The 20,104-nt window shown below is 64.7% G+C and carries 16 protein-coding genes; 8 read left to right on the top strand and 8 right to left on the bottom strand.

The window, feature by feature from the left end:
* The 6 genes from RH858_RS15290 to cas6 all read right to left on the bottom strand — a co-directional run.
* Positions 1 to 232: Dna2/Cas4 domain-containing protein (locus RH858_RS15290; protein ID WP_310562345.1), on the bottom strand; the 232-nt coding region annotated here is incomplete at its 3' end.
* A gap of 53 nt (positions 233 to 285) precedes the next feature.
* Positions 286 to 2,967 (bottom strand): CRISPR-associated endonuclease Cas3'', encoded by a 2,682-nt coding sequence (locus RH858_RS15285; RefSeq protein ID WP_310562343.1) that lies wholly within the window; start codon positions 2,965 to 2,967, stop codon positions 286 to 288.
* Positions 2,964 to 3,755, bottom strand: a complete 792-nt coding sequence (gene cas5b / locus RH858_RS15280; protein WP_310562342.1) for a type I-B CRISPR-associated protein Cas5b — start codon at positions 3,753 to 3,755, stop codon at positions 2,964 to 2,966. Before cas5b ends, RH858_RS15285 begins: the two co-directional genes overlap by 4 nt.
* Entirely contained in the window at positions 3,755 to 4,885 is a 1,131-nt protein-coding gene (cas7b, locus tag RH858_RS15275; RefSeq protein WP_310562341.1) for a type I-B CRISPR-associated protein Cas7/Csh2, read from the bottom strand. The genes cas5b and cas7b overlap by 1 nt, the downstream gene beginning before the upstream one ends.
* Positions 4,878 to 7,031 (bottom strand): type I-B CRISPR-associated protein Cas8b/Csh1, encoded by a 2,154-nt coding sequence (gene cas8b, locus RH858_RS15270; protein WP_310562340.1) that lies wholly within the window; start codon positions 7,029 to 7,031, stop codon positions 4,878 to 4,880. The genes cas7b and cas8b overlap by 8 nt, the downstream gene beginning before the upstream one ends.
* Complete coding sequence (gene cas6 / locus RH858_RS15265) at positions 7,028 to 7,840, bottom strand: CRISPR-associated endoribonuclease Cas6 (protein ID WP_310562339.1); 813 nt, start codon at positions 7,838 to 7,840, stop codon at positions 7,028 to 7,030. Before cas6 ends, cas8b begins: the two co-directional genes overlap by 4 nt.
* Before the next feature lie 573 nt (positions 7,841 to 8,413).
* Here cas6 and RH858_RS15260 point away from each other — a divergent pair.
* From RH858_RS15260 to RH858_RS15235, 6 genes are all read left to right on the top strand, one after another.
* Complete coding sequence (locus RH858_RS15260) at positions 8,414 to 10,810, top strand: PAS domain S-box protein (protein WP_310562338.1); 2,397 nt, start codon at positions 8,414 to 8,416, stop codon at positions 10,808 to 10,810.
* Between the two features lie 129 nt (positions 10,811 to 10,939).
* Positions 10,940 to 11,911: a MoxR family ATPase gene (locus RH858_RS15255; RefSeq protein WP_310562337.1), complete on the top strand. Its 972-nt coding sequence runs from the start codon at positions 10,940 to 10,942 to the stop codon at positions 11,909 to 11,911.
* A gap of 33 nt (positions 11,912 to 11,944) precedes the next feature.
* A complete protein-coding gene (locus tag RH858_RS15250) occupies positions 11,945 to 13,048 on the top strand; it encodes a DUF58 domain-containing protein (RefSeq protein ID WP_310562336.1) in 1,104 nt (367 codons plus the stop codon).
* On the top strand, positions 13,045 to 15,351 hold the full coding sequence (locus RH858_RS15245) for a transglutaminase domain-containing protein (protein WP_310562335.1): 2,307 nt from the start codon (positions 13,045 to 13,047) through the stop codon (positions 15,349 to 15,351). The genes RH858_RS15250 and RH858_RS15245 overlap by 4 nt, the downstream gene beginning before the upstream one ends.
* Before the next feature lie 48 nt (positions 15,352 to 15,399).
* On the top strand, positions 15,400 to 15,693 hold the full coding sequence (gene yciH / locus RH858_RS15240) for a stress response translation initiation inhibitor YciH (RefSeq protein WP_119815488.1): 294 nt from the start codon (positions 15,400 to 15,402) through the stop codon (positions 15,691 to 15,693).
* 128 nt (positions 15,694 to 15,821) lie between these two features.
* Positions 15,822 to 17,045: a TRC40/GET3/ArsA family transport-energizing ATPase gene (locus tag RH858_RS15235; RefSeq protein ID WP_310562334.1), complete on the top strand. Its 1,224-nt coding sequence runs from the start codon at positions 15,822 to 15,824 to the stop codon at positions 17,043 to 17,045.
* 15 nt (positions 17,046 to 17,060) lie between these two features.
* Here the strand turns inward: RH858_RS15235 and RH858_RS15230 are convergent, their stop codons facing one another.
* Positions 17,061 to 17,885 (bottom strand): SDR family oxidoreductase, encoded by an 825-nt coding sequence (locus tag RH858_RS15230; protein WP_310562333.1) that lies wholly within the window; start codon positions 17,883 to 17,885, stop codon positions 17,061 to 17,063.
* A gap of 135 nt (positions 17,886 to 18,020) precedes the next feature.
* Here RH858_RS15230 and RH858_RS15225 point away from each other — a divergent pair, with 135 nt between their 5' ends.
* On the top strand, positions 18,021 to 18,371 hold the full coding sequence (locus tag RH858_RS15225) for a hypothetical protein (RefSeq protein WP_259534039.1): 351 nt from the start codon (positions 18,021 to 18,023) through the stop codon (positions 18,369 to 18,371).
* A gap of 59 nt (positions 18,372 to 18,430) precedes the next feature.
* Positions 18,431 to 18,817, top strand: a complete 387-nt coding sequence (locus RH858_RS15220) for a hypothetical protein (protein WP_259534040.1) — start codon at positions 18,431 to 18,433, stop codon at positions 18,815 to 18,817.
* Between the two features lie 6 nt (positions 18,818 to 18,823).
* On the opposite strand, the gene RH858_RS15215 is transcribed toward RH858_RS15220, so the two are convergent.
* On the bottom strand, positions 18,824 to 20,065 hold the full coding sequence (locus RH858_RS15215; RefSeq protein ID WP_259534041.1) for a DNA double-strand break repair nuclease NurA: 1,242 nt from the start codon (positions 20,063 to 20,065) through the stop codon (positions 18,824 to 18,826).
* Between the last annotated feature and the right edge of the window lie 39 nt (positions 20,066 to 20,104).

The following is a 20,104-nucleotide window of genomic DNA, read 5'->3' as shown; positions in this document are numbered from 1 at the left end:
TCCCAAGCGAGAGGTTCTCACGTTCCTCCTCGTAAGCAGTATCGTCGACGCGCGTGCCACGAACTACGGACGGATTCTCCCGGTCAATCTCCAAATATCGGCTGGCAAACCACAGCTCGCGCTCGCAAACGACGTAGTACTGCATCATCACGCCCGTCACGCGGAAGGGTTCGTCGTCGCGCTCGCCGGCGATGGTTTGTCGGAGGCGCTCGACGGGATCCACGCCGTCGATGCTAGCTCCAGTATCACCGGATTTTTTGCCCCCGTCTGCTCCGTCTGTCGGGCTCATAAGAGGCGCGCCTCCACGGAGTCGTCGGGTGTGACGACACCCTCGGTCGTGTCAAAGTAGTCGTCGAACCGTGCCTGCCGAGCGTCGATGTAGAGGCGGCCATCCTCGTCGTGGGGGCGACCATCCTCACCGTAGACCCGCCCGCAGTGAGCGAACAACTCCTCATCGTCGCGTCCATACATAGGCACGGAAACCTGTAACGGTTTCAGTAACTCTGTCTTCGCTTCGACTGTCTCCCAATCGTATTCGCGGTAGGCGTCTCGAAGTTCTTCAACGTGTTCTGCTTCCGCATCTGTGCGCGTGACGATGACCTCGACCGCCGGCTGTTCGTCGATCAGCGAGAGGCGTCCGAGTGTTTCGGCGTCTGCCCTCTCAATGTACTCGAGATACTCTGGGTCCCCGACTCCGCGCTTATCGAGCTTCGCGAAGTAGGACTCCACTGCGGTCCGCGTGACGGTGTACTCGTCTATCGGCTCCCCGTCGTACACCTCGACGAGCGAGAGCGCGGAGATTTTCGTCAGGCTGTCGCCACCGTGGTCGTACACGGCCGTGGATGGCGTTCGTTCTCTCCCTTCCGGCGGTTCGAGGACCCAGGTCGTCACGAGACCTGTGTCGCGATTGAACGACCGATTGCATCGACCCGCCGCCTGAACGATACTGTCCAGCGGGGCGAAGTCCCGGAATACGCGGTCGAAGCTCACGTCAACGCCCGCTTCAACGAGCTGCGTCGAGACGAAGACGACCGGGAGGTCACGTTCCGTCAGCTCGATGGCGACGTCGATGAGATGCTGACGGTCTACGGGCCGATGTCGTGTCGTGAGGTGAACGAGAAGCGGCCGGTCACCGCTCCAGCCAGTAACTGCTCGCTCGACGGTCGTCTCGGGAGACATGTCGTCGGGTTTCCCACCTTCGTTCGCGAGCACGTGGTCATACACGTCGTTGATTACGAGCGGGTTGGCGTGTTGTTCGACCGACTGGGTTAGTTCGCGCGCGCTGTCGATGGTGTTGCAGATCGAGAGGACGGACGCACCCTCGTTCGCGACTGCAGCCAGTCGTTCGCCGGCACCGTCATAATCGATCGGATCCGGCTCACTATCGAGTGCAGCCTCCACAGACGGGTGGAGCTCGAATCGGACGCGGTCGAGCCCCTCGTAGTATCGTCCAGGGTCAGGAACAAGCTCTGCTGTCTCATCGTTCTCACTTCCGGTGAACAGCTTCGGCTGAGTGGCGGTCATGGCGATTACCGTCACGTCGTACTCCTCAACGAGCAGACGAGCAAGTCGCTCGACGAGCGCCCACCATCGATGCGGAAGCGCCTGCGGCTCGTCGAGTACCACAACGCTGTCGTAGAGGGACGGTAGCTTCATCGACTGGACGTTGCCCGGTCCCGCGAGACTCTCGAACAATTGCACGAACGTCGTCACGACCATTCCCGATCGCCAGCTCTCGCCGAGAATTGACTCCGCATCCGCACGGGAGTCGTCGGGCACCTCCTCGGGCGAGTCAGGGAGCGGCACGCGCGTCTCGGAAAGGTGGTGGTCGACGGTCAACAGGCCGCTGTCGGCGCAGTCGACATCAAACAGGGACTCGCTTTCTGCGGCCACCTGATCGATAATGGACGTAAATGGAAGCGCATACACGAGCCGTCCAGTACCGGGTTTCCGGTCGAGAACGGTCAGTCCGGCGTCGAGCCCGGTGAGTGTCTTTCCAAACCCCGTCGGAAGCGTGAGCGTTGCGACGGAATCACCCGATTCTGCGAAGGTCTCCGCTCGAGAACGAACCTCCTGGCGTGCTCGTTCCCGTTTCTCGTTCAGCGAGCGGGTCCGGTCGTCCACACCCGATCGCTCTGCATCCCGCTGGAGCGATCGAACTTTCGCGTCGATCGCAGTTCGTCTCGGTGTGGGTGATCCGTACACTTTCTCCGACGGGAGGTCCACTTCGCTCGTCAAATGACGGGCGCTCGTCTTATCCGCGAGTACGAGCGCGCTCCAGATCTGGAGAACCCCGTCGTAGAACTCCTCGGACAGTTGTTCGGGTTCTTTGAAGGACAGCTTTCGACCGCCAAGCACGTGCTTACCGATCGGCGTAAATCGGTCCTGCTGGTGGATCTCGTGTAGCCACTCACAGAACCCCTTCCATGAACCCTCTCCGTCTGTCGAGCGGTCGATCAGGGTGTCGGCGACGGTGGATTCGTTCGTGTCGATGTTTGCGACCTGCTCGAAGATGTCCTCGCGGAACAGTCGGCGGAGCGGCCCCTCGTCGCGCTCGACGGTCGCTTTCCGGACGTAGTCAGCCGTGTCCGGGAGTTGGCCGTGGTGTCTCGCAACCGCGAGGAAACCGACTAACGGGACGTCGTCCTCGAACCCAGCGGTATCAAGCGTGTAGTACGCCACGAGCGCACCGAGTGGCGCATGGTGGGACGGACCGTCGATATCGGAATTGTCATCGTCTGCATGTAGGTGCTCTTGGAACCACGTCGTGAGCTTTCCGATGTCGTGGATCCACGCGATCCGCTGCCCTACATCGGCGACGGCGCTGCCGTCCGCGGTTGTCGCTCCCTCTGGGACGAACTCCAGGATTCGCTTGGCGACGTCCGCGAGGTGCTCGTCGAGGGGCACGTCAGTGCCGTCGAGCTCTCGAAGGTGTGACGGTGGTGCGTCGATGTCGAGTCCGTTCAACTGAACATCACCCGCCGTCCGTCCACGCGAGATGTCTCGACATCATGGACGTGGACCGGCTCCGCGTCCGGCGAGTAGGCCAGCGAGAGGAACTTTTTCGTCGTGCGCCCGCCAGCGTCGGCCACCATGAATCCTGGTGAGCGTTCGACACGAACGGGGTTCCCTGGAGCAAGTTCGATATCGTCGACCGCCTCGACGACGACGGAGTCGACATCCGTATCCTCGGCCTCACATGATTCGACATCGAACGTCCCGATATACTCCACCTCGGCGAGGTACTCCGACAGCCCGAGGCTCGGTGGATAGTAGCTCGTACCCTCCTCCAAGCGGGTTCGGAGCTCCCCGAACAACTTTGCGTCGTCGAGTTGGATGTCGACCCGATATGCGGGGTCAACGAGCACCTCATAGTTGTGCTGCTGGCGCAATTTTGTTGAGTCCGGCATCGAAATTCGTGCGTGTCCGCGTGTCGGCACCGTCTTCATATCCTCTTTCGCAGTTGAAAGCGTGTTCTGCGGGAGATTCATCGTACGCAGTTCCTCGATCGGTTGAACTGCGATCCCGGAGTATTCGGAAGCGAAGGCGTCGTAGTAGCTGTCCCTATCGAGCCCGAGAATTGCGGCGATGATCCCCGCAATCGTCGTCCGCGGCGGGATCCGGTACGTCTGCTTGACGATGTTCCCCTCAACGCGTCGGAAGTGTCCCCACTGGCCACGGAGCTCAAACGAGAGACACTCAGCTGACTCGGTGCCGAAGTCGTCGTCCCAGTCGTCGAGCGAGTGCTGAGTCATCAGTCGTTCGCGCTCGGCATCGTCTCGGCGGCCTCGTCGTACACGTCGACCACATCGACGGCGTCATCGCCGACCGCGTCACGAAGGGCATCGTGGAGCCCGTGGTCGCCGACCTCGGCGCCGGCGGTGAGACGATCACCGTCGACAGTCACGTCCAGCACGTCGCTCGTCACGACACGAACGCGCTCAATGCGGTCGGCGTGTCGGCCGAGCCGCTCGACGAGGTCGGTCAGATCGACCGTGAGGTCCCGAACGTTCCGGATCTCGTCGATCGGCTCCGATGTCGACTCGTCGACGGCGAGATCGCGAGTGAGCCCGCCGATGTGGAACCCCTCGTCGGCGTACTCGACGCGGAGGTAGAGGCGAGGCTCCTGGCCTACCTTGCTCCGGCTAATCGTCTGGTTCTTGATCGCTCGCCAGCAGAGCGTGTCGAGGCGCTCGACGTCCGCAGGCGTCAGCTTCGTGTCGTCCGAGCCATGCTCATCGACGAGTCCGTGAAACGCAATAAAGCCGTACTGGATCCGGTGGTCGTCGAGATCGAATCCACCTTGTTCCTTATCGGCGCCAGTCGCGATAACGCTCGTCAGGCTGTTGTACTCCTCGTTTTCGGTAACTGAATGAATCGTTTTCCCCGGAGAGAACTGCACGGGTCCCGTGAAGTGGTCCGGGAGGTAGTCCTCGAATCCCTCGTAGTTTCCCTGCATGTCCATACTCATCGTCGCCCCGAAGTAACGCACGTCGGCGGCGTCGTCGAGGAAGGCACCGAACACCTCCTCACGGAGCTCGGCCGCCTCCTCCTCGTCGAGATCATCAAGGTCCCACTCGTCCGGATCGAGCGACTTGAGACAGTTTTCCAGAAGCTCCCATCGCTGGGCCTGGTTGCCACCCTCTCCTTTGACGTTCCGGACATAGACGCCGTGGCCGTCGGCGTCGAGCTGGTCACGCAGATAGCGTTTCAGCCGCACATCCGTGACGATTGCCTGTTCTGTCCGAGGGTCAATTCGGGGTCGGTTCGCACCGCTCAGAGGATTCCCGTTGGGGTTGGCGTCGACCGCGTCGTAACAGAAAACGATCTCCGAACGGTTCTCAACGGCCTCGTACTCGTCGTCAGCGTAGGCGTGTTCACTCATTGGTGTCGGTGGGTGCATCGTCGTCAGTCTGTTCGTCGGCCTCCTCGTCTGGAATCCAGTTGTTCATGCCATAGGCGACGCCGAGCGCGTAGTAGTAGCGCAACTCGCTTGTGTCGATATCCCAGCCGCCGTCGCGCTCCGCGCGCGGGAGTGTTTCGACGAGTTCGTCGACAACTTCAGCGTACATCGTCGAACTCATCCGGTTCTCGCGGGAGTAGACGACGTTCTTGTCGAGTACATCGCTCGCGAGCCGATCGATCTTCGAGCCGGTGACGGACTTGATCGAGTACTGGTCGACGAGCGTCGTCGACCGGTTCTCCGAGGACTGCTGATAGCTGGAGACTTGTCCGACGAGTACGCCGAGCAGGAATCCCCCGCGTCGCTGCGGGTTCTCGGGCGCAAGCGCCGGCGTGTCGTCGAGGAACTGTTCGAGTTTCTGTGCTCGTTTGACGGCTTTCGATCCACCGTCGGTTCGAGCGCGTTGTGTCGTGCCGTGTTGCATCTGAGATGTCGTGTACTCCGCCGGTTTCGTCAACGATTCGTCCTCGCCCGCCAGCAGACCCGCCGCCGCGAACGCACACAGCTGTGCGTGCTGCATCGCGACGAACATCGAAGGGAAGCCCTCGTCGTCCTCGTCACTCTCCTCGATCAGACGGCCAGCGTACTCCTCAAGCACGCGTTTGACGGGAATCGATCCTCCCGAAAGCGACGCGATTAGCGCTTGGATACGGAGGTCGTCCGCAGAAACCGTATCGTCGTCGTCCGGATTCGCGAACGTCGACCGAAAGTAGGTGCCGCCGGCTATCAAGCCGACCATCGTCTCCACATCTGGGCGCAGCAACGACCACTCTTCGTGTGCGGGAAGCGCCGGTCGAACGTCTGGGTGCAGGAGTTCGGAGTCGTCGTCGAACGCCCAACTGGAGAGTATCGCACAGTGCTCGCGAGCGAGCTCGACCGGGTGCATCAGCGAGGCGTTCATCTCGTCGCCGAACACGTCGTACCGTTTGGTTTGGTGTTGAAGTACGGCGGCGACGTAGAACTGGAGCCGGTCTCCGTCCGGGTCGTCCCACTCTTGAGGGTTGTAGTCGCTGTACATCTGCTCGACCGGAGTCAGATCCTCCTCGTCCGCCACCTTGTACAGCGCAGTGTACAGTTCCCGCGCATCTCCAGGCGTCGGATGGCCGAAGAAATACGGCAGGTAGTAGACGTTCGACTCCAGCGTGTAGTACTGGCAGGCTTCGATGAACGTCGAAGCGTTCATCAGCGTGACGGCGACGTCCTCCGAGACGGGATGCGAGCGCCACGCCTCGTCGGGGTCGAGTCCGGGGAACTTCTCAAGCTGCTTGCCGAGGAAGTAGTTCAGCGGGTCCTCTGCGGTCCCGACCGTCAGCCCATCTCGCCCCGTGACGAGGTCCATTGCCTGGCCGATGGAGTTGGTCGCGGCGTTCTTCGAAACGAGCTTCGAGCGCTTGCGCGCACGCATCGCCTCGTTGAATACCGTGGTCCCGCACGCGCCTGGTAACTCGTAATCCCCGCCGGGTTCGAGCTTGACTGCGACGGTCGTCAGCGCCGTCGTCGATCCCTCAAGCTGTTTTTTGACGGCATCGACGATGGTCTCCTTAATGTTGTCCCGCTCACCCAGCTCGGCGAGTGCCTCGATGATCCAGCCGTCCTCGTGCTCGCTGGCGGCCTCTTGGATCACCTCGTCGGCTGCCCAGTAGGTAAGTCGCTGGTAGAGGTATTCGGCCACCTTTTTCGGCTCCTTGCCGGCGCCAGTACGGTGCGTGACGCTGTGGTCGAACCCTCGTGCCGCGTCGTACCACGCGTGTGCAACTGCTTCTACGTCCTCATGCGAGTAGCTCCGGAACTCGACCGGACGGTCCGGGTCGAGTGCAGGCTTGTCATCCGTGAGGTCCACACGGAGGATCGCCAGGCTCTCCGGCTCGCCAAACAGGTCCGTCGACTTCTCTGGCGTGAGGTACGGCGCGAACTCGCCGCCACCGGCGGTCGCGAGCGTGTAGAGACGGCCGTAGAGGTACTGGAGGTCGCGCAGTGAGGCGATTGGTCGATCGGGCAGCTCGGCGGCAAGCTCCTTGTCGTCACTGTACACCTTCCTGAACTCCGCCGGCTCTGGAAGCAGACTCATCCGCCATGCACCTCTGGATCCGGCTCGCCGAACGGGCTTCGCTTCTCGGCGATGTTCAGGAACCCGAGCCCGAGCCCGTTCCGCTCGCCGAGCCCGCACGAGAGCGCAAGGTTGAGGTGGCGACGGTGGTGGTCGTCGCGAACCGTGTACGGAAGTCGCCATTTGCTGAGCACGTACGTCATCGTCTGTCCCTGTGTCACCTCGAGAGGCACCGCGAACGTCTTGATCAGCTCGTAGCCGTCGAAGAGCTCGCCGGAGCACTCGCTCGGGCCGGGAAGGTGGTCGGGTGTGTGACGGCCATGTTTGGCGTCGAGATTGGACTCAATCTGCGTTCTGAGCGGCTCCATCCCGAACTCTGGTTGCCAGAACGTCGCCGTGTCACCGCCGGGATGGTCGATGCCGTACTCCTCACATCGCCATGGCGGGATCCGGACGAGTAGTCCGGTTCCGCTCTCCAGGACGCCAGTGCTTCCCGGCTCACCGACATCGGGCTCGATTACCGAGAGGTCGTCGACCGTGAAGGGCATCTCGCCTACGTTCAGCTCGGGGTTCCGCTGAAGGTCACGCGCAACGTGCGCGAGCAGTTCCTCGTCCGGCGAGGCGACGAGCAGTGTTCGCTCGTCACCTTCCACCATATCGCCGGGCGGGAAGGGGTTCGAAAATGTGAATCCCGGTGGTTCATTCGTGTCGTGTGCGGTCTCGTACTCCGTCCCGTCGAGCGCCCGCCATACCCGTCCGCGGAGCTTATGATGGTACGCGTTGTCGTACGCGATGTCTACTCGCGCGGACAGCCGCGCTACGACGCGCATCGCTCGGTCCTTCGTTCGATATGTGTTTGAATCATCAACTAGTGGCGTGTTGCATCGACTTTGTGTGAATTAATATAATTTTCCCATAAAGGGTTCGTCTGTAATTTGCATCGATTAGAGTCCTGATGCCTAGATAAGGACTTCAACCCATTTCTGGTTCAGCGGAAACCCATATATGCCCGGTCGGCATATATTGGGTGCAGCATCTGACCAATATTCTGTACATTGGGACATGCTCGGTACTTGCGCTCCAAGGTCCTACGCCTTGAGCGCCCGAGCATTGTTGAATCTGAGCACGACATCACCCTAGGTCGGATAACAAACGACCAGGGGATAAATTTTTCCCTTAACTAGGTATATATCTCAGATAGATCCTTTCAGACGAACTCGTAAGGGACTAAAAAAGGAGTCGTGAGCCCTGGCCCCTCGAGCCGGAAGATGTCCAGACGACCGATCGGGTTCGCGAGCGACAGTAAGTAGCACTGACAGCAGTTCCGCGAGCAGCACCGCCGCGATCCCGATCGGTTACGGCGAGCCAATCGTTTTTATAGGGGGCCGTCGATTGTCGGTACAATGGATGGGCCGATCCGGGTTCTCCACGTCGATGACGAACCCGACTTCGCCGAGGTTGCCGCCGAGTTTCTGCGACGGCGGGACGGACGGTTCGAGATGATGATCGAAACCGATCCCGCGGCGGCTCTCGAACGGCTGTCCGAGGAGAACGTCGACTGTGTCGTCTCGGATTACGAGATGCCGAGCCTCGACGGGCTCGAGTTGCTCGAGCGCATCCGCGAGCAGTATCCCGACTTGCCGTTCGTGCTGTACACCAGCGAGGGGAGCGAACAGCTCGCCAGCGAGGCGATCTCGGCTGGCGTGACCGACTACCTCCAGAAGGAGTCGGGGACCGGCCAGTACGCGATCCTCGCCAATCGGATCGAAAACGCCGTCGAGCAGTACCGGGCGCGCCGGATCCTCTCGGAACGCACCCGCCAGCTGGAGCGTCTCTACGGCAACCTTCCCGGAATAGTGTACCGATGTAAAAACGAGCCCGGATGGCCGATGGAACATCTCGGCGGGGCCGTCGAGGAGCTCACCGGCTACGCCGCCGCCGCGATCGAGTCGGGGGCGGTGAGCTGGGGCGACGAGGTGGTCCATCCCGACGACAGCGAGGAGACGTGGGAGGACATACAGGGAGAACTCGACGAAGGGGACTCCTTCGAGACGACCTATCGGATCGTGACGAAGGAAGGCGAAACGAAGTGGATGTGGGAACAGGGAACCGCCGTAAGCGTCGACGACAGTGCCAGGGCGAGCGACGGCGGAGTGGTCGACGGCGGTCGGGGTGGCGGCGACACCGGAGGCGAATCCCTCCTCCTCGAGGGGTTCATCACCGACGTCACCGACCAGCGCGAGCACGAACGAAAGCTGCAGCGGGCGTTCGACGAAGTGGAGGGGATCCTCGAGGGATTGAACGACGCGGTCTTCCTCCACGACCTGGACGGGACGATGCTGTACGTCAACGACGCGGCGGTCCGTCGGCTGGGCTATTCCCGGGAGGAACTGCTGGAGATGACGCCCAGAGAGTACGCCGTCTCGATCGGCGACGACGAGTACGATCGGCGACTCGAGGAACTGAAAGCGGAGGGATCGCTGGTGTTCGAGACCGTCCACCTGACCGCAGACGGCGAGCGGATCCCCGCCGAGATCAACGCCACGATCACGACGTACCGGGGCGAGCGGGCGGTGCTCAGCGTGGCCCGGGACGTCACCGAACAGAAGCGGCGGGAGGCACAGCGGCGGCGGCGGAACGCCAGGATCACCGCGCTCCACGACGTGGCGACCGAGATCGGGAGCAGCGAAACACGGGAGGAGGTGTACGAACAGGTCGTGAACGCGGCCGAGGACATCCTCTCGTTCGACATCGCCATCGCCGACGCGGCCGAGGGCGACACGCTGCTCCCGATGGCCGTCTCCTCGGAGATTTCGACCGACCAGTATTACGACGAAACCGACGTCGAGGCCGACGACAACCTCGCGGCGAGAGCCTACCGGACCGGTGAGTCCTCGGTGGTCGAGGACCTGATGACGCGCGACGCCGCACCCGCCGACACGGCGTTCCGGTCGGCGATCACGGTCCCGATCGGCGATCACGGCGTCTTTCAGGCGGTTTCGACGACCCCGGGCTCGTTCGACGACGACGATCTCGAACTGGTGGAACTGCTCGTGGCACACGCCACCTCCCGGCTCGAACAGCTCGATCGGACACGGCGTCTCCGCCGGCGGACCCAGCAGCTCAAGCGCCAGAACGAACGGCTCGACGAGTTCGCCTCGATCGTCTCCCACGACCTCCGGAACCCCCTGAGCGTGGCCAGCGGCCGGCTCGATCTCGCTCGGGAGGAGTGTGATAGCCCGCACCTCGAGGACGTTTCCCGGGCACTCGACCGCAGCGAGGCGCTGATCGAGGACCTCCTGACGCTCGCCCGGAAGGGAACCGGAGTCGACGAACTCGAACCCGTCGACCTCGGGGAGATCGCCGAGGGATGCTGGACCAACGTCGAGACCGACGACGCGACCGTCCGCGTCGAAACCGGTCTCACGGTTCGAGCCGACGAGAGCCGCCTCCGACAGCTGCTCGAGAACCTCTTTCGCAACGCCGTGGAACACGGCTCCACGAGCAGTCGGACTCCGTCCGACGACGCCGTGGAACACGGCAGGGGGGACGTGACAGTGATCGTCGGCGACCTCGAGGGGGGCGACGGCTTCTACGTCGAGGATGACGGGCCGGGGATCCCGGACGGAGAGCACGAACGAGTGTTCGAAACTGGTTACACGACTGCGAACGACGGGACCGGCCTCGGTCTGTCGATCGTCCAGCGGATCGCCGAGGCCCACGGCTGGGAGATCACCGCGAGCGACGGCGAGGCCGGCGGCGCCCGCTTTGAAATCTCCGGCGTCGAGACGACCGGCTGAGCCCCGGAAACGTTAGGCCGCTTCACTCCCTATCCGCCGTATGGACTGTCGTGACGTGACACGCGACCACCCCCGAGACCCGTCGCAAGACATATCCGACGAGAGACACGAAAACTGGTAGCGAATAGCATGACAGATGCTACCAACCCCGCCGAAGCGCCGGTCGGCGAGACGACGACGCTGTCGGCACCCGAAGCGTCGACGCTCGCCGATCGGATCGCAGAGAACGTCGGTCGGGTGATACTCGGAAAGGAGGAAGCGATCGAGCACGTGCTGGTGACGGTTCTCGCCCGGGGGCACCTGCTCTTAGAGGACGTTCCCGGCGTCGGGAAGACGATGCTCGCGCGGGCGTTCGCCCGGTCGGTCGACTGTTCGTTCAAGCGGGTGCAGTTCACTCCCGACCTGCTCCCCTCGGACGTCACCGGCTCGAACGTGTACAACCGGAAAACCGGCGACTTCGAGTTCCGTCCCGGGCCCGTGTTCGCGAACGTGGTCCTGGGCGACGAAATCAACCGGGCACCGCCGAAAACCCAGTCGGCGCTGCTGGAGGCGATGGAGGAGTCGCAGGTGACCGTCGACGGGGAGACCCGTCGGCTCCCGGATCCGTTCGTGGTGATCGCCACCCAGAACGACGTCGAGCCGGGACGGACCTACGACCTCCCGATGGCCGAGATCGACCGGTTCACGAAGAAACTCCGGATCGGCTACCCGTCCGAAAGCGAGGAGACGGAGATGCTCGAACGGCTTCGGGGCCGACATCCGATCGAGTCGATCGACGCGGTCGTCACCACCGAAGAGCTTCGACAGGCACGCGAGACCGCAAGCCGGATCGATGCCGGCGAACCCGTCCGGTCGTACGTCTCCCGGTTGACCCGGTTCACCCGGGAGCGGGCCGGGCTCGGTGCGAGTCCCCGGGGCAGCCTCGCGTTGCTGCGGGCGTCCCAGGCGCGAGCCCTGCTCGAGGGGCGGGAGTACGTCGTTCCCGACGACGCCCAGACGGAGGCGCCGAGCGTGCTCGCCCACCGGATCCGTCCGGAAACCGGCGGAACGACCGGCCGGGAGATCGTCGAGGAGGCGCTCTCGTCGGTCGCCGTCGAGTAATCCGATCACCGATCGACAGCGCACCCGACCGAAATGCTCCCGGACCGCTTCACCCCCGAGATCCGACCCACCCGCCGCGGGAGAAGCGTCGTCGCCGTCTGCCTGTTCGCGGCGGCGATGGCGTGGATCGCGGGGCCGCGCGCGCTCAACGCCGTCGTCGCCCCGGGTATCGTCGGGCTCGCGGCCGCCTACCTCCAGCTTCGCGGTCTCGAGGCGCCGCGGGTCGTTCGCGACCTCCCACCGGACGCCCACGCCGGCACGAGCCACGAGCTTCGGCTGCGGTTTGCCGACGCCGGCGAGGCGACCGCTGGCCTCTCGGATCCGTTCCTCGCCCGGATCACCGAACGCGTTGACGACGGGCTCGAACTCGAACAGCCCGCCGTCGAGGCCACGGTCGGCACTGGGGAGGTCCGGTTCGACGTGACGTACCGCCGTCGCGGCGAGCGGTCGCTCGGACCGACGGAGCTGGTCGCGACCGACGTGTTCGGGCTGCTGTCCCGGGAGTTCGACTGCGAACCCGTCGACAGCGTGCTCGTGTATCCGGAGCGGCATCCGATCCCGGAGCAGTTCCGGTTCGGACTGTACGACCACGAGGACGTCGGCACGAGCCGCCAGCGGGACGAGTTCGACCAGCTTCGCGAGTACGAGGAGGGGGACTCGCTCCGGGACATCCACTGGCCCGCCACCGCACGGAAGGACGAGTTGATCGTAAAGGAGTTCGTGGCCGACGTGCAGGGGCCCAGCGTCTCGATCAGCGTCGGCGGTCGAGGGGCCGACCGAAACGCGACGGCGGCGACCAGCGTCGCGCTCGCGCTGCTGGAGGACGGGCTTCCGGTCGCTCTCTCTGCGCCGAACGGGCGCGTCGAGACGTTCCCCGGCGGCGACCCACGCCAACTCCTCGAGCTCCTGACGCGACTTCCCCGCGGGGAGGTTCCCGATCCGGACGCAGACGTCGTGATCGAGGGGACACACAGGCGGACGCAGATCAGAACAGACGGAGAGACACACCGGTTCGACCAGCTCCGCGAGGCGGTCGCCCCCGGATCCGTCGACGACCGAACCGAAAAACCGGCAGAAATGCGAACCGGGAAACCGACTCCCGGAGCCGTGCCGGCAGCCGACGGGGGTGAACAATGACGGACCCGCTCGCCGACCGATCGGAACGGGTGCGGCGGTGCCTCCGGCGGGGAGTCGACGCGGTCCTCGACCCGCAGCCGTTCGCGATCGAACCGCCGTTCGTCGGGGTGTTGCTGGTGCTTTCGGCCGCGCTGTGGGAGTTTTACGGCGTCGTCGACGTTGTCGGCGGCGTCCCGCAGTTCCTCGTGACGGTGGCAGCGACCGTCGTCGTCGCCGTCGTGGCTGCAAGGGTGATCGCTCCCCGGGCCGGGCTGTGGATCGGCACCGGGCTGTTCGCCGTCGGAAGCGCCGTGTACCTGCTGGCCGTGCCTGCGAGCCAGCGCGCGTTGTTCACGCTCCCGCAGCTCGTGTTCGACACCGTCTCCTTGCTCTCCGGACTCTCGGTGCTCCGGCTTGCAGAGCCGACCTCGTGGGTGCTCTCGATGGCGCCGGTTCCGGCGTTCCTCGCGGTGTACGCCGGGCTCCGGGGGCGGTACACGCTCGCGCTGATCGCGCCGGGGGGTGCCCTCGGGTTTTTCGTCCTCACGGGCGATGCGGGTACGGCGGTGACGCTTTTGGGCACCCTGGGGGTCGCGCTCGCGTTCGGGCTGGACAGCCTCTCGGTTCCCGGCGGGCTCGAGACCAAGCGAGGGACCCTCGGCGCCGTGCTCCTCGCGATGCTTCTGGTGACGAGCACCCTGACGGTCGTACCCGGCGGCGCGGCGGGACCGTTCGTGGTGGACCGGGGAACCAGCGGGCTGGAGTCGACGCTGTCGGCCGACGAGGAGGAACTGACGATCGTCGGATCGGTCCGACTCTCACAGGAGGTTCGCTTTACCGTCGAAAGCGACGAGCCGGCACAGTGGCGCACGGGCATCTACGACGAGTACACCGGCGACGGGTGGACGCGAAGCGGGGAGACGACGCTGTACGACGGTGAGCTCGACGGACCGCCCGGCCCCACCGAACGCGTCACCCAGGACGTGACCGCCCGAACGGAGATGGGCGTGTTCCCGGCGGCCGCACAACCGGTCGCTCTCGAAGGACCTACCGCACAAAACGCCCGAGTGACCGATCTCGGCGGCATCCACCCCTCGGTGACGATCCGGGACGGCGAGACCGTCCGGATCGAGAGCGAACGGCTGCGATCCGAGCCCGAGGAACTTCGAAACGCCAGCACGGACTACCCCGAAGAGATCGAAGCGAAATACACCGACCTTCCCGAAAGCACACCCGATCGCGTCGGCGAACTGACGGCGGAGATCGTCGACGAGGCCGACGCCGACAACCCGTACGACGCCGCGGTTGCCATCGAGCAATACCTCGAAGAGAACAAGCGCTACTCGCTGACTGTCGAACGTCCCTCCGGGGACGTCGCCGACGCGTTCCTCTTCGAGATGGACGCCGGCTACTGTACCTACTACGCGACGACCATGACGGCGATGCTACGCTCACAGGACGTCCCTGCGCGGTTCGTCACCGGCTACACGACCGGCGAGCGGATCGGCGAACACGAGTGGGCGGTTCGGGGACAGAACGCCCACGCCTGGGTCGAGGTGTACGTTCCCGAACACGGCTGGGTCGAATTCGACCCGACCCCGAGCGATCCCCGCGACAGCGTCAGGGACGCCAGGCTGGTCGAAGCCCGCCAGGGTGGCGTCGAGGGCGTCGACGTCGAGGGATCCGGTCCCGAGGAGTGGACGCCCGACGACGACATCGACGGCGAGATCGACGACGACATCGACGACCCGGCTGAAACCGAGCCCGGCGACGATCCCGAAGTCGACGACGTCCTCGATCCGGACGCCGACGATCCCGCCGACGCCGGCGGCGTCCAGCCCGTCTCGGGCGTCGATCAACGCGAGTTCGAGGACGTCGGTGCGGCACCCGGACTCGACGAACCCGGCGACGAGGAGCGGACACTCCCATCGCGTGACGACGTCGGATACGGCGCCTTGCTGCTGTTCGGGGTCGCCGTCGCGATCCGTCATCGGGGATGGGATCGCCGGGCGTACCGGGGAGTGTGGCTTCGATATCCGGTCCGGCGGCGTGATCCCGAAACCGACGTCCATCGGGCGTTCGCCCGGCTCGAGTACCTGCTCGGCCGTCGGTACCGTCCCCGGCGCCGAACCGAAACGCCCCGGACGTATCTGACCGCGATGCGGCTCCGGGGTGCCGACGAACGGATCGAGGAGGTGTTCGACGCATACGAGCGGGCACGATACCGCGGTGACGTGTCCCGGGCGGAGGCCGACGCCGCGATCGAGACGGTCGAAGAACTCGCGTGGGAGTCGACGCCGGTGATTCGACGGCTCCGACGGTGAAACTTCCCGACACAGTTTAATATAGTCATCCTGTACATCCAGATTGTAATGTCGGAAGTCTGCTCGACGTGTGGGCTGCCCGAGGAACTCTGCGTCTGTGAAGACGTGGCCAAAGAGTCCCAGCAGATCAGCATCCGCATCGACGAGCGCCGCTACGGAAAAGAGGTAACGGTGATCGAAGGATTCGACCCGAAAGACGTGGACATGGACTCCCTGTCGTCGGATCTCAAATCGAAGTTCGCCTGCGGTGGCACCGTCGAAGACGACGCCATCGAGTTACAGGGGAACCACTCCGGCCGCGTCGAGGAGTTCCTCCGCGAAAAGGGGTTCAACGTAGCGTGATCCCACCGTAGCACACCCACACTCGAGCCGTTTTTTCGGTCGTCGCGTCCGAGAGCCGTCGGCTCGCCGAACGCGACCGGGCGATCCAGACCGACGGGTACAGGTGGCTCCCGTTCCTCCCGGCCCACATGAGCGAAATCGACGTCGAGCCGGTCGATCGCGTCGAGGAGAGCAAGGAGTCCGACCGGGACGACGTTGCGAAACCGGTCGGCGAGTCGGAACCGATCGGCGAGTCAGAACAGGACAGAGAGAGAGACGAGGAACTCGACGTGGAGCCGACGACGGAACTGCCGGCCGGCGTCGACGCCCCGGAGTACGTGCTGTACGGCGGCAAGGGTGGCGTCGGGAAGACGACGATGGCAGCCGCGACGGCGCTGTCGTCGGCCGCCGGCGGGACTGCGACGCTCGTGGTGTCGACGGATCCGGCCCACTCGCTTTCCGACACGTTCGGCGTCGAGATCCCGTCGGAACCGACCCGCATCCGCGAGGACGTGCCGCTGTACGCCGCCGAGATCGACCCCGACGCCGCGATGGAGGCCGGGCTGTTCGGGGGCGGCGCGTTCGGCGGCGACGGGGGCAGAGAGGACGACGGATTCGACCAGGGAGACGCGTTCGCGGGTGCCGGCGGGGGCGGCAACCCGCTGGAGGAGCTCCTCGGCGGGGAGGGGCTCGATCCGCTTTTGGGCGGGACGATGCCGGGAGCCGACGAGGCCGCGGCGATGCAGCAGCTACTCGAGCATCTCGACGACCCCCGCTTCGACCGGGTCGTCGTCGACACCGCCCCGACGGGGCACACGCTGCGGCTGCTGCAGCTGCCGGAGATCATGGACTCGATGGTCGGAAAGATGCTGACGCTCCGACGGCGGCTCTCGGGGATGATGGAGGGGTTCAAGGGGATGTTCGGCGGCGGCGATGAACCGGTCGGCAACGAGGTCGATCTCGAACAGCTCCGCGAGCGAATCGAACGCCTGCGCGCCGTGTTGCGCGATCCCGACCGCACCGACTTCAGGGTCGTGTTGATCCCCGAGGAGATGAGCGTCGTGGAGTCCGAGCGCCTCGTCGCGCGCCTCGAGGAGTTCGGGATTCCGGTCGGGACGATCGTGGTCAACAGGGTGATGGAAGCGCCCGACAGGGTCGCCGGTGGGGATCGTGACCTCGACGACGACTGGCTGCTCGCGCCGAACCACGAGAACTGCGCGTTCTGCCGGCGGCGGTGGGAGGTCCAGCAGGCCGCTCTGCGTCGGGCGACGGAGCTGTTCCGCGGCCGGGACGTGAAACGTGTCCCGCTTCTGGCTGGCGAAGTCAACGGCGACGCCGCGTTGCGCGTGGTCGCCGCCTGTCTCGACCAGTGAGACAGCCGCCCTCGACTAGCCCACGAACCGGACGACCAACTCGGTGAGTCGGTCGCGGACGGCGTCCGGGAGGAACCGCGCGAGCAGCGCCCCCTGTGCGACTGTCCCGACCGGATATCTGGCCCGGGGTTTCGTCGCGCTGGCGGCGTTGACGATGTCTTCGGCGACCCGCCCCGGCGAAACGGCGCCAGGACTCTCGCCGCCGAGCAGCCCGGTGTCCTCCCAGATCGCGTAGAACGGTTCGTACGCCTCGGTCCGATCGAGTCGAGAGATCTCCTCGTCCGCGCGGCGGCCGAACTGGGTTTCGACCGGGCCGGGCTGGATCACGACGACGTCGATCCCGTGAGCCCGGACCTCGTTTCTGAGCGCGTCGCTCATCGCCTCCAGAGCGAACTTCGATCCCGCGTAGATCCCCCCGATCGGGTACGACAGCCGCCCCGACACGCTCGAGACGTTGAGTATCGTTCCCTCGCCCTCCCGGCGCATGTGGGGCAAAACAGCACGACACAGTCTGTGGACGCCGTGAACGTTGATCTCGTACTGGCGTTTGGCGTCCTCGACGGTGACGTCCTCGACCGGTCCGAACTGGGCGTAGCCGGCGTTGTTTACCAGACAGTCGATGCGACCCTCCTCGTCGAGTATTCGGTTGACGACGCGGTCGACGTCCTCGTCGTCGGTGACGTCCAGCGTCGCGAGCTCGCAGCCGCGTTCCCCGAGCGTCTCGATGTCGGCCGGGTTGCGCGCCGTCGCGTACACCGTCCATCCCTCTTCGAGGAACGCGATCGCCGTCGCTCGCCCGATCCCCGACGAACAGCCGGTGATGAGAACCGTCTCCTGCACACCGGAGGAATCGACCGGAAGGGGTATAATACCTGCCGCTCGCCGATGACCCCCGACGTCAGGACTCCCGTCCGGTCGCCAGCGAGTGCGTTTGCGGGAAATATTAATGTCGCCGTCACCCGACAGTAGCAACTGATGGCTGATCAGTCGAGCGAAACGACAACCGCGAATGAGGACACTCGGTTCAGCGGGGGTATGGAGACCATCAAGTCGGGGCTTGTGGGAGTCGGAACACTTCTGTTCGTGGTGGTGTTTTTCCCGGTGCTCGTGCTGGGGAGCGGCGCCGTACTAGTGTTCCTGACGTGGCCCCTGTTCCTCGGTGCGTTTCTGGAGTACGGATACTTCCCTGGATCCGGACTCTCCGGGAACGAGCCCGTGAGCACGATGTGGTATCTGGTGACGGTCGTGTGGCTGCTCGCGTTGACTGTGGGACCGTTCCTGTCGAAACGATACGGCGGGGTTCGGCTGCTCTCGACGGCAGGGTAGCTCCCGAAACTCCGGAAGGACGGAGGAAACTTAATATATATTAAAATCTAATATATGTTATGTATTCTGACGTCGACGAAGGCTCCGGGAAGCGACGAGCGAAGGGAAGCGACGGTGTCGTCGGGGCGATCAAATCGGGTGCCGTCGGCTTCGGGTCGCTGGCGTTCGTGGTCGTGTTTTTCCCGGTGCTCGTCCTGGGCAGCGCCGCGATACTGCTGTTTCTGCTGTGGCCGCTGTTCCTGGGAGCCCATCTGCAGTATGGCTACGTGCCCGGAACGAACGTGCGTGGACGGGAAACCGTCACCGCCGTCTGGTACCTGGCGACGTTCGTGTGGCTGGTCGGACTGGCGGTCGTTCCCCTGGCAGTCAGACGCTACTGGGAGTCACTCCAGCTTCGACGGGTCCGCTCGGTCACCGCCCGCCCGTTCCAGCCGCGCGCCCGCTAGGTCGGTTCAAAACTCCGTGACGTCCCAGCGGACGTCGTCGTAGGTGTGGAGCTGTTCGCTGTCGAACTGTTCTTCGAACTTTCGGCGGAGGGCGGCCTTCTCGCCGGTGCTGATCCGGGCCAGCTCGTCCGCCTTCGCAACCGCCTGCGGCGGTCCCCGGGCCGCGGCGACGTCCCCGACGATCTGATCGGTAAGCGCCGCCCGGACGTCGGGATCGCGCGTAAACGCCGCCGGCGCCTCGATCTTGTACAGGACGTCGTGACGGGGATCGTACAGCACGAAAAACGTCACCTCGTATGCGTCCGCCGGAAGCCGGCGATCGATTCCGAGCGCGTCGCCGTCGACCGAAAACGGCTCGTCGGCCCCGCCCCGCGAGCGGAACCAGCTGGTGAACGTGAGCACGTCCCTGTCGCGGTCTCCGTCCGTCCGTCGCTCCAGAAGCCGAGTGAATAAGCCGGCGTCGTCGGCCCACGGCGCCTCCACACCCTTCCCCGAGAGCGTCCGGACGATCCCGCGGCTGCTCGGGTTCTTCACGAACCCGACGAGCGGGACATCCCGCTCGAGGAACTCCTCGACCAGCCTGACGTAGTTTTCCACCACCGCCCGGGGTTTGGCCTCGCGGGCGAGCTCTCCGAGCTCGGGGTCGCGGTCCTCCCAGGTCAGCAGCTCCTTCGGGTAGATCGGCCCGTCGAGGATCAGGAGATCGGTGACCGTGTTCGCGTGCGTGAGCGCGTGGTCGCTTTCGGCCAGATACAGCGCCAGCGCGTGGACGACCCCCTCGGCGTACCGGTTCACCTTCGGGACGTGCAACACCCGGCGACGGCTGTAGCCGCCGTCGTAGGTCACCCACTCGAGGTCGTGGTCGACGGTCGTGTCGGCGGTGTGGACCGTCGCGACGAGGCTCCGCGAGCGGTGGAGGTCGAGATCGCTGGGCGTCGCGGCCATCGCAGCCTGCGCCACGTCGAGAACCAGCCCGTTCTTGAACGTCGTGGGATTGATCGTTCCAGAATCCAGCCCGTGAACCGGCTCGAAGGGACGGTCAGCGAGTGCGGCGTCGTCGATCGACACCGCATGGAGCTGCTGTTCGTCGACTGGTTCACAGACGATCCGCCCGCCGCGGCGCAGCGGGGAGAGCCACTCGGCCCACACCGTGGCCGCGAGGTCGTCGTGGTCGGCGTCGTCGACGTCCTCGGCGATCGCGCCTGCCAGTCGGGCGATGTTGTCGACGTGGATGGGATCGAGCGTCACGATCGAAGGAGAGATCGGCGGTGACTAAAAGCGTCGGGT

Origin of the sequence: Halalkaliarchaeum sp. AArc-GB, from assembly GCF_031432225.1 — an archaeon.
Classification (GTDB): Archaea; Halobacteriota; Halobacteria; order Halobacteriales; family Haloferacaceae; genus Halalkaliarchaeum.
Note: the sequence above shows the minus strand (reverse complement) of the source record. Positions and strands in the feature narration are given on the sequence as shown.

Coding starts and splice junctions, on each gene's coding strand:
- cas5b (WP_310562342.1), bottom strand. CDS start 3,755: ATGACTCAGCACTCGCTCGACGACTGGGACGACGACTTCGGCACCGAG.
- cas7b (WP_310562341.1), bottom strand. CDS start 4,885: ATGAGTGAACACGCCTACGCTGACGACGAGTACGAGGCCGTTGAGAAC.
- cas8b (WP_310562340.1), bottom strand. CDS start 7,031: ATGAGTCTGCTTCCAGAGCCGGCGGAGTTCAGGAAGGTGTACAGTGAC.
- cas6 (WP_310562339.1), bottom strand. CDS start 7,840: ATGCGCGTCGTAGCGCGGCTGTCCGCGCGAGTAGACATCGCGTACGAC.
- RH858_RS15260 (WP_310562338.1), top strand. CDS start 8,414: ATGGATGGGCCGATCCGGGTTCTCCACGTCGATGACGAACCCGACTTC.
- RH858_RS15255 (WP_310562337.1), top strand. CDS start 10,940: ATGACAGATGCTACCAACCCCGCCGAAGCGCCGGTCGGCGAGACGACG.
- RH858_RS15250 (WP_310562336.1), top strand. CDS start 11,945: ATGCTCCCGGACCGCTTCACCCCCGAGATCCGACCCACCCGCCGCGGG.
- RH858_RS15245 (WP_310562335.1), top strand. CDS start 13,045: ATGACGGACCCGCTCGCCGACCGATCGGAACGGGTGCGGCGGTGCCTC.
- yciH (WP_119815488.1), top strand. CDS start 15,400: ATGTCGGAAGTCTGCTCGACGTGTGGGCTGCCCGAGGAACTCTGCGTC.
- RH858_RS15235 (WP_310562334.1), top strand. CDS start 15,822: ATGAGCGAAATCGACGTCGAGCCGGTCGATCGCGTCGAGGAGAGCAAG.
- RH858_RS15225 (WP_259534039.1), top strand. CDS start 18,021: ATGGCTGATCAGTCGAGCGAAACGACAACCGCGAATGAGGACACTCGG.
- RH858_RS15220 (WP_259534040.1), top strand. CDS start 18,431: ATGTATTCTGACGTCGACGAAGGCTCCGGGAAGCGACGAGCGAAGGGA.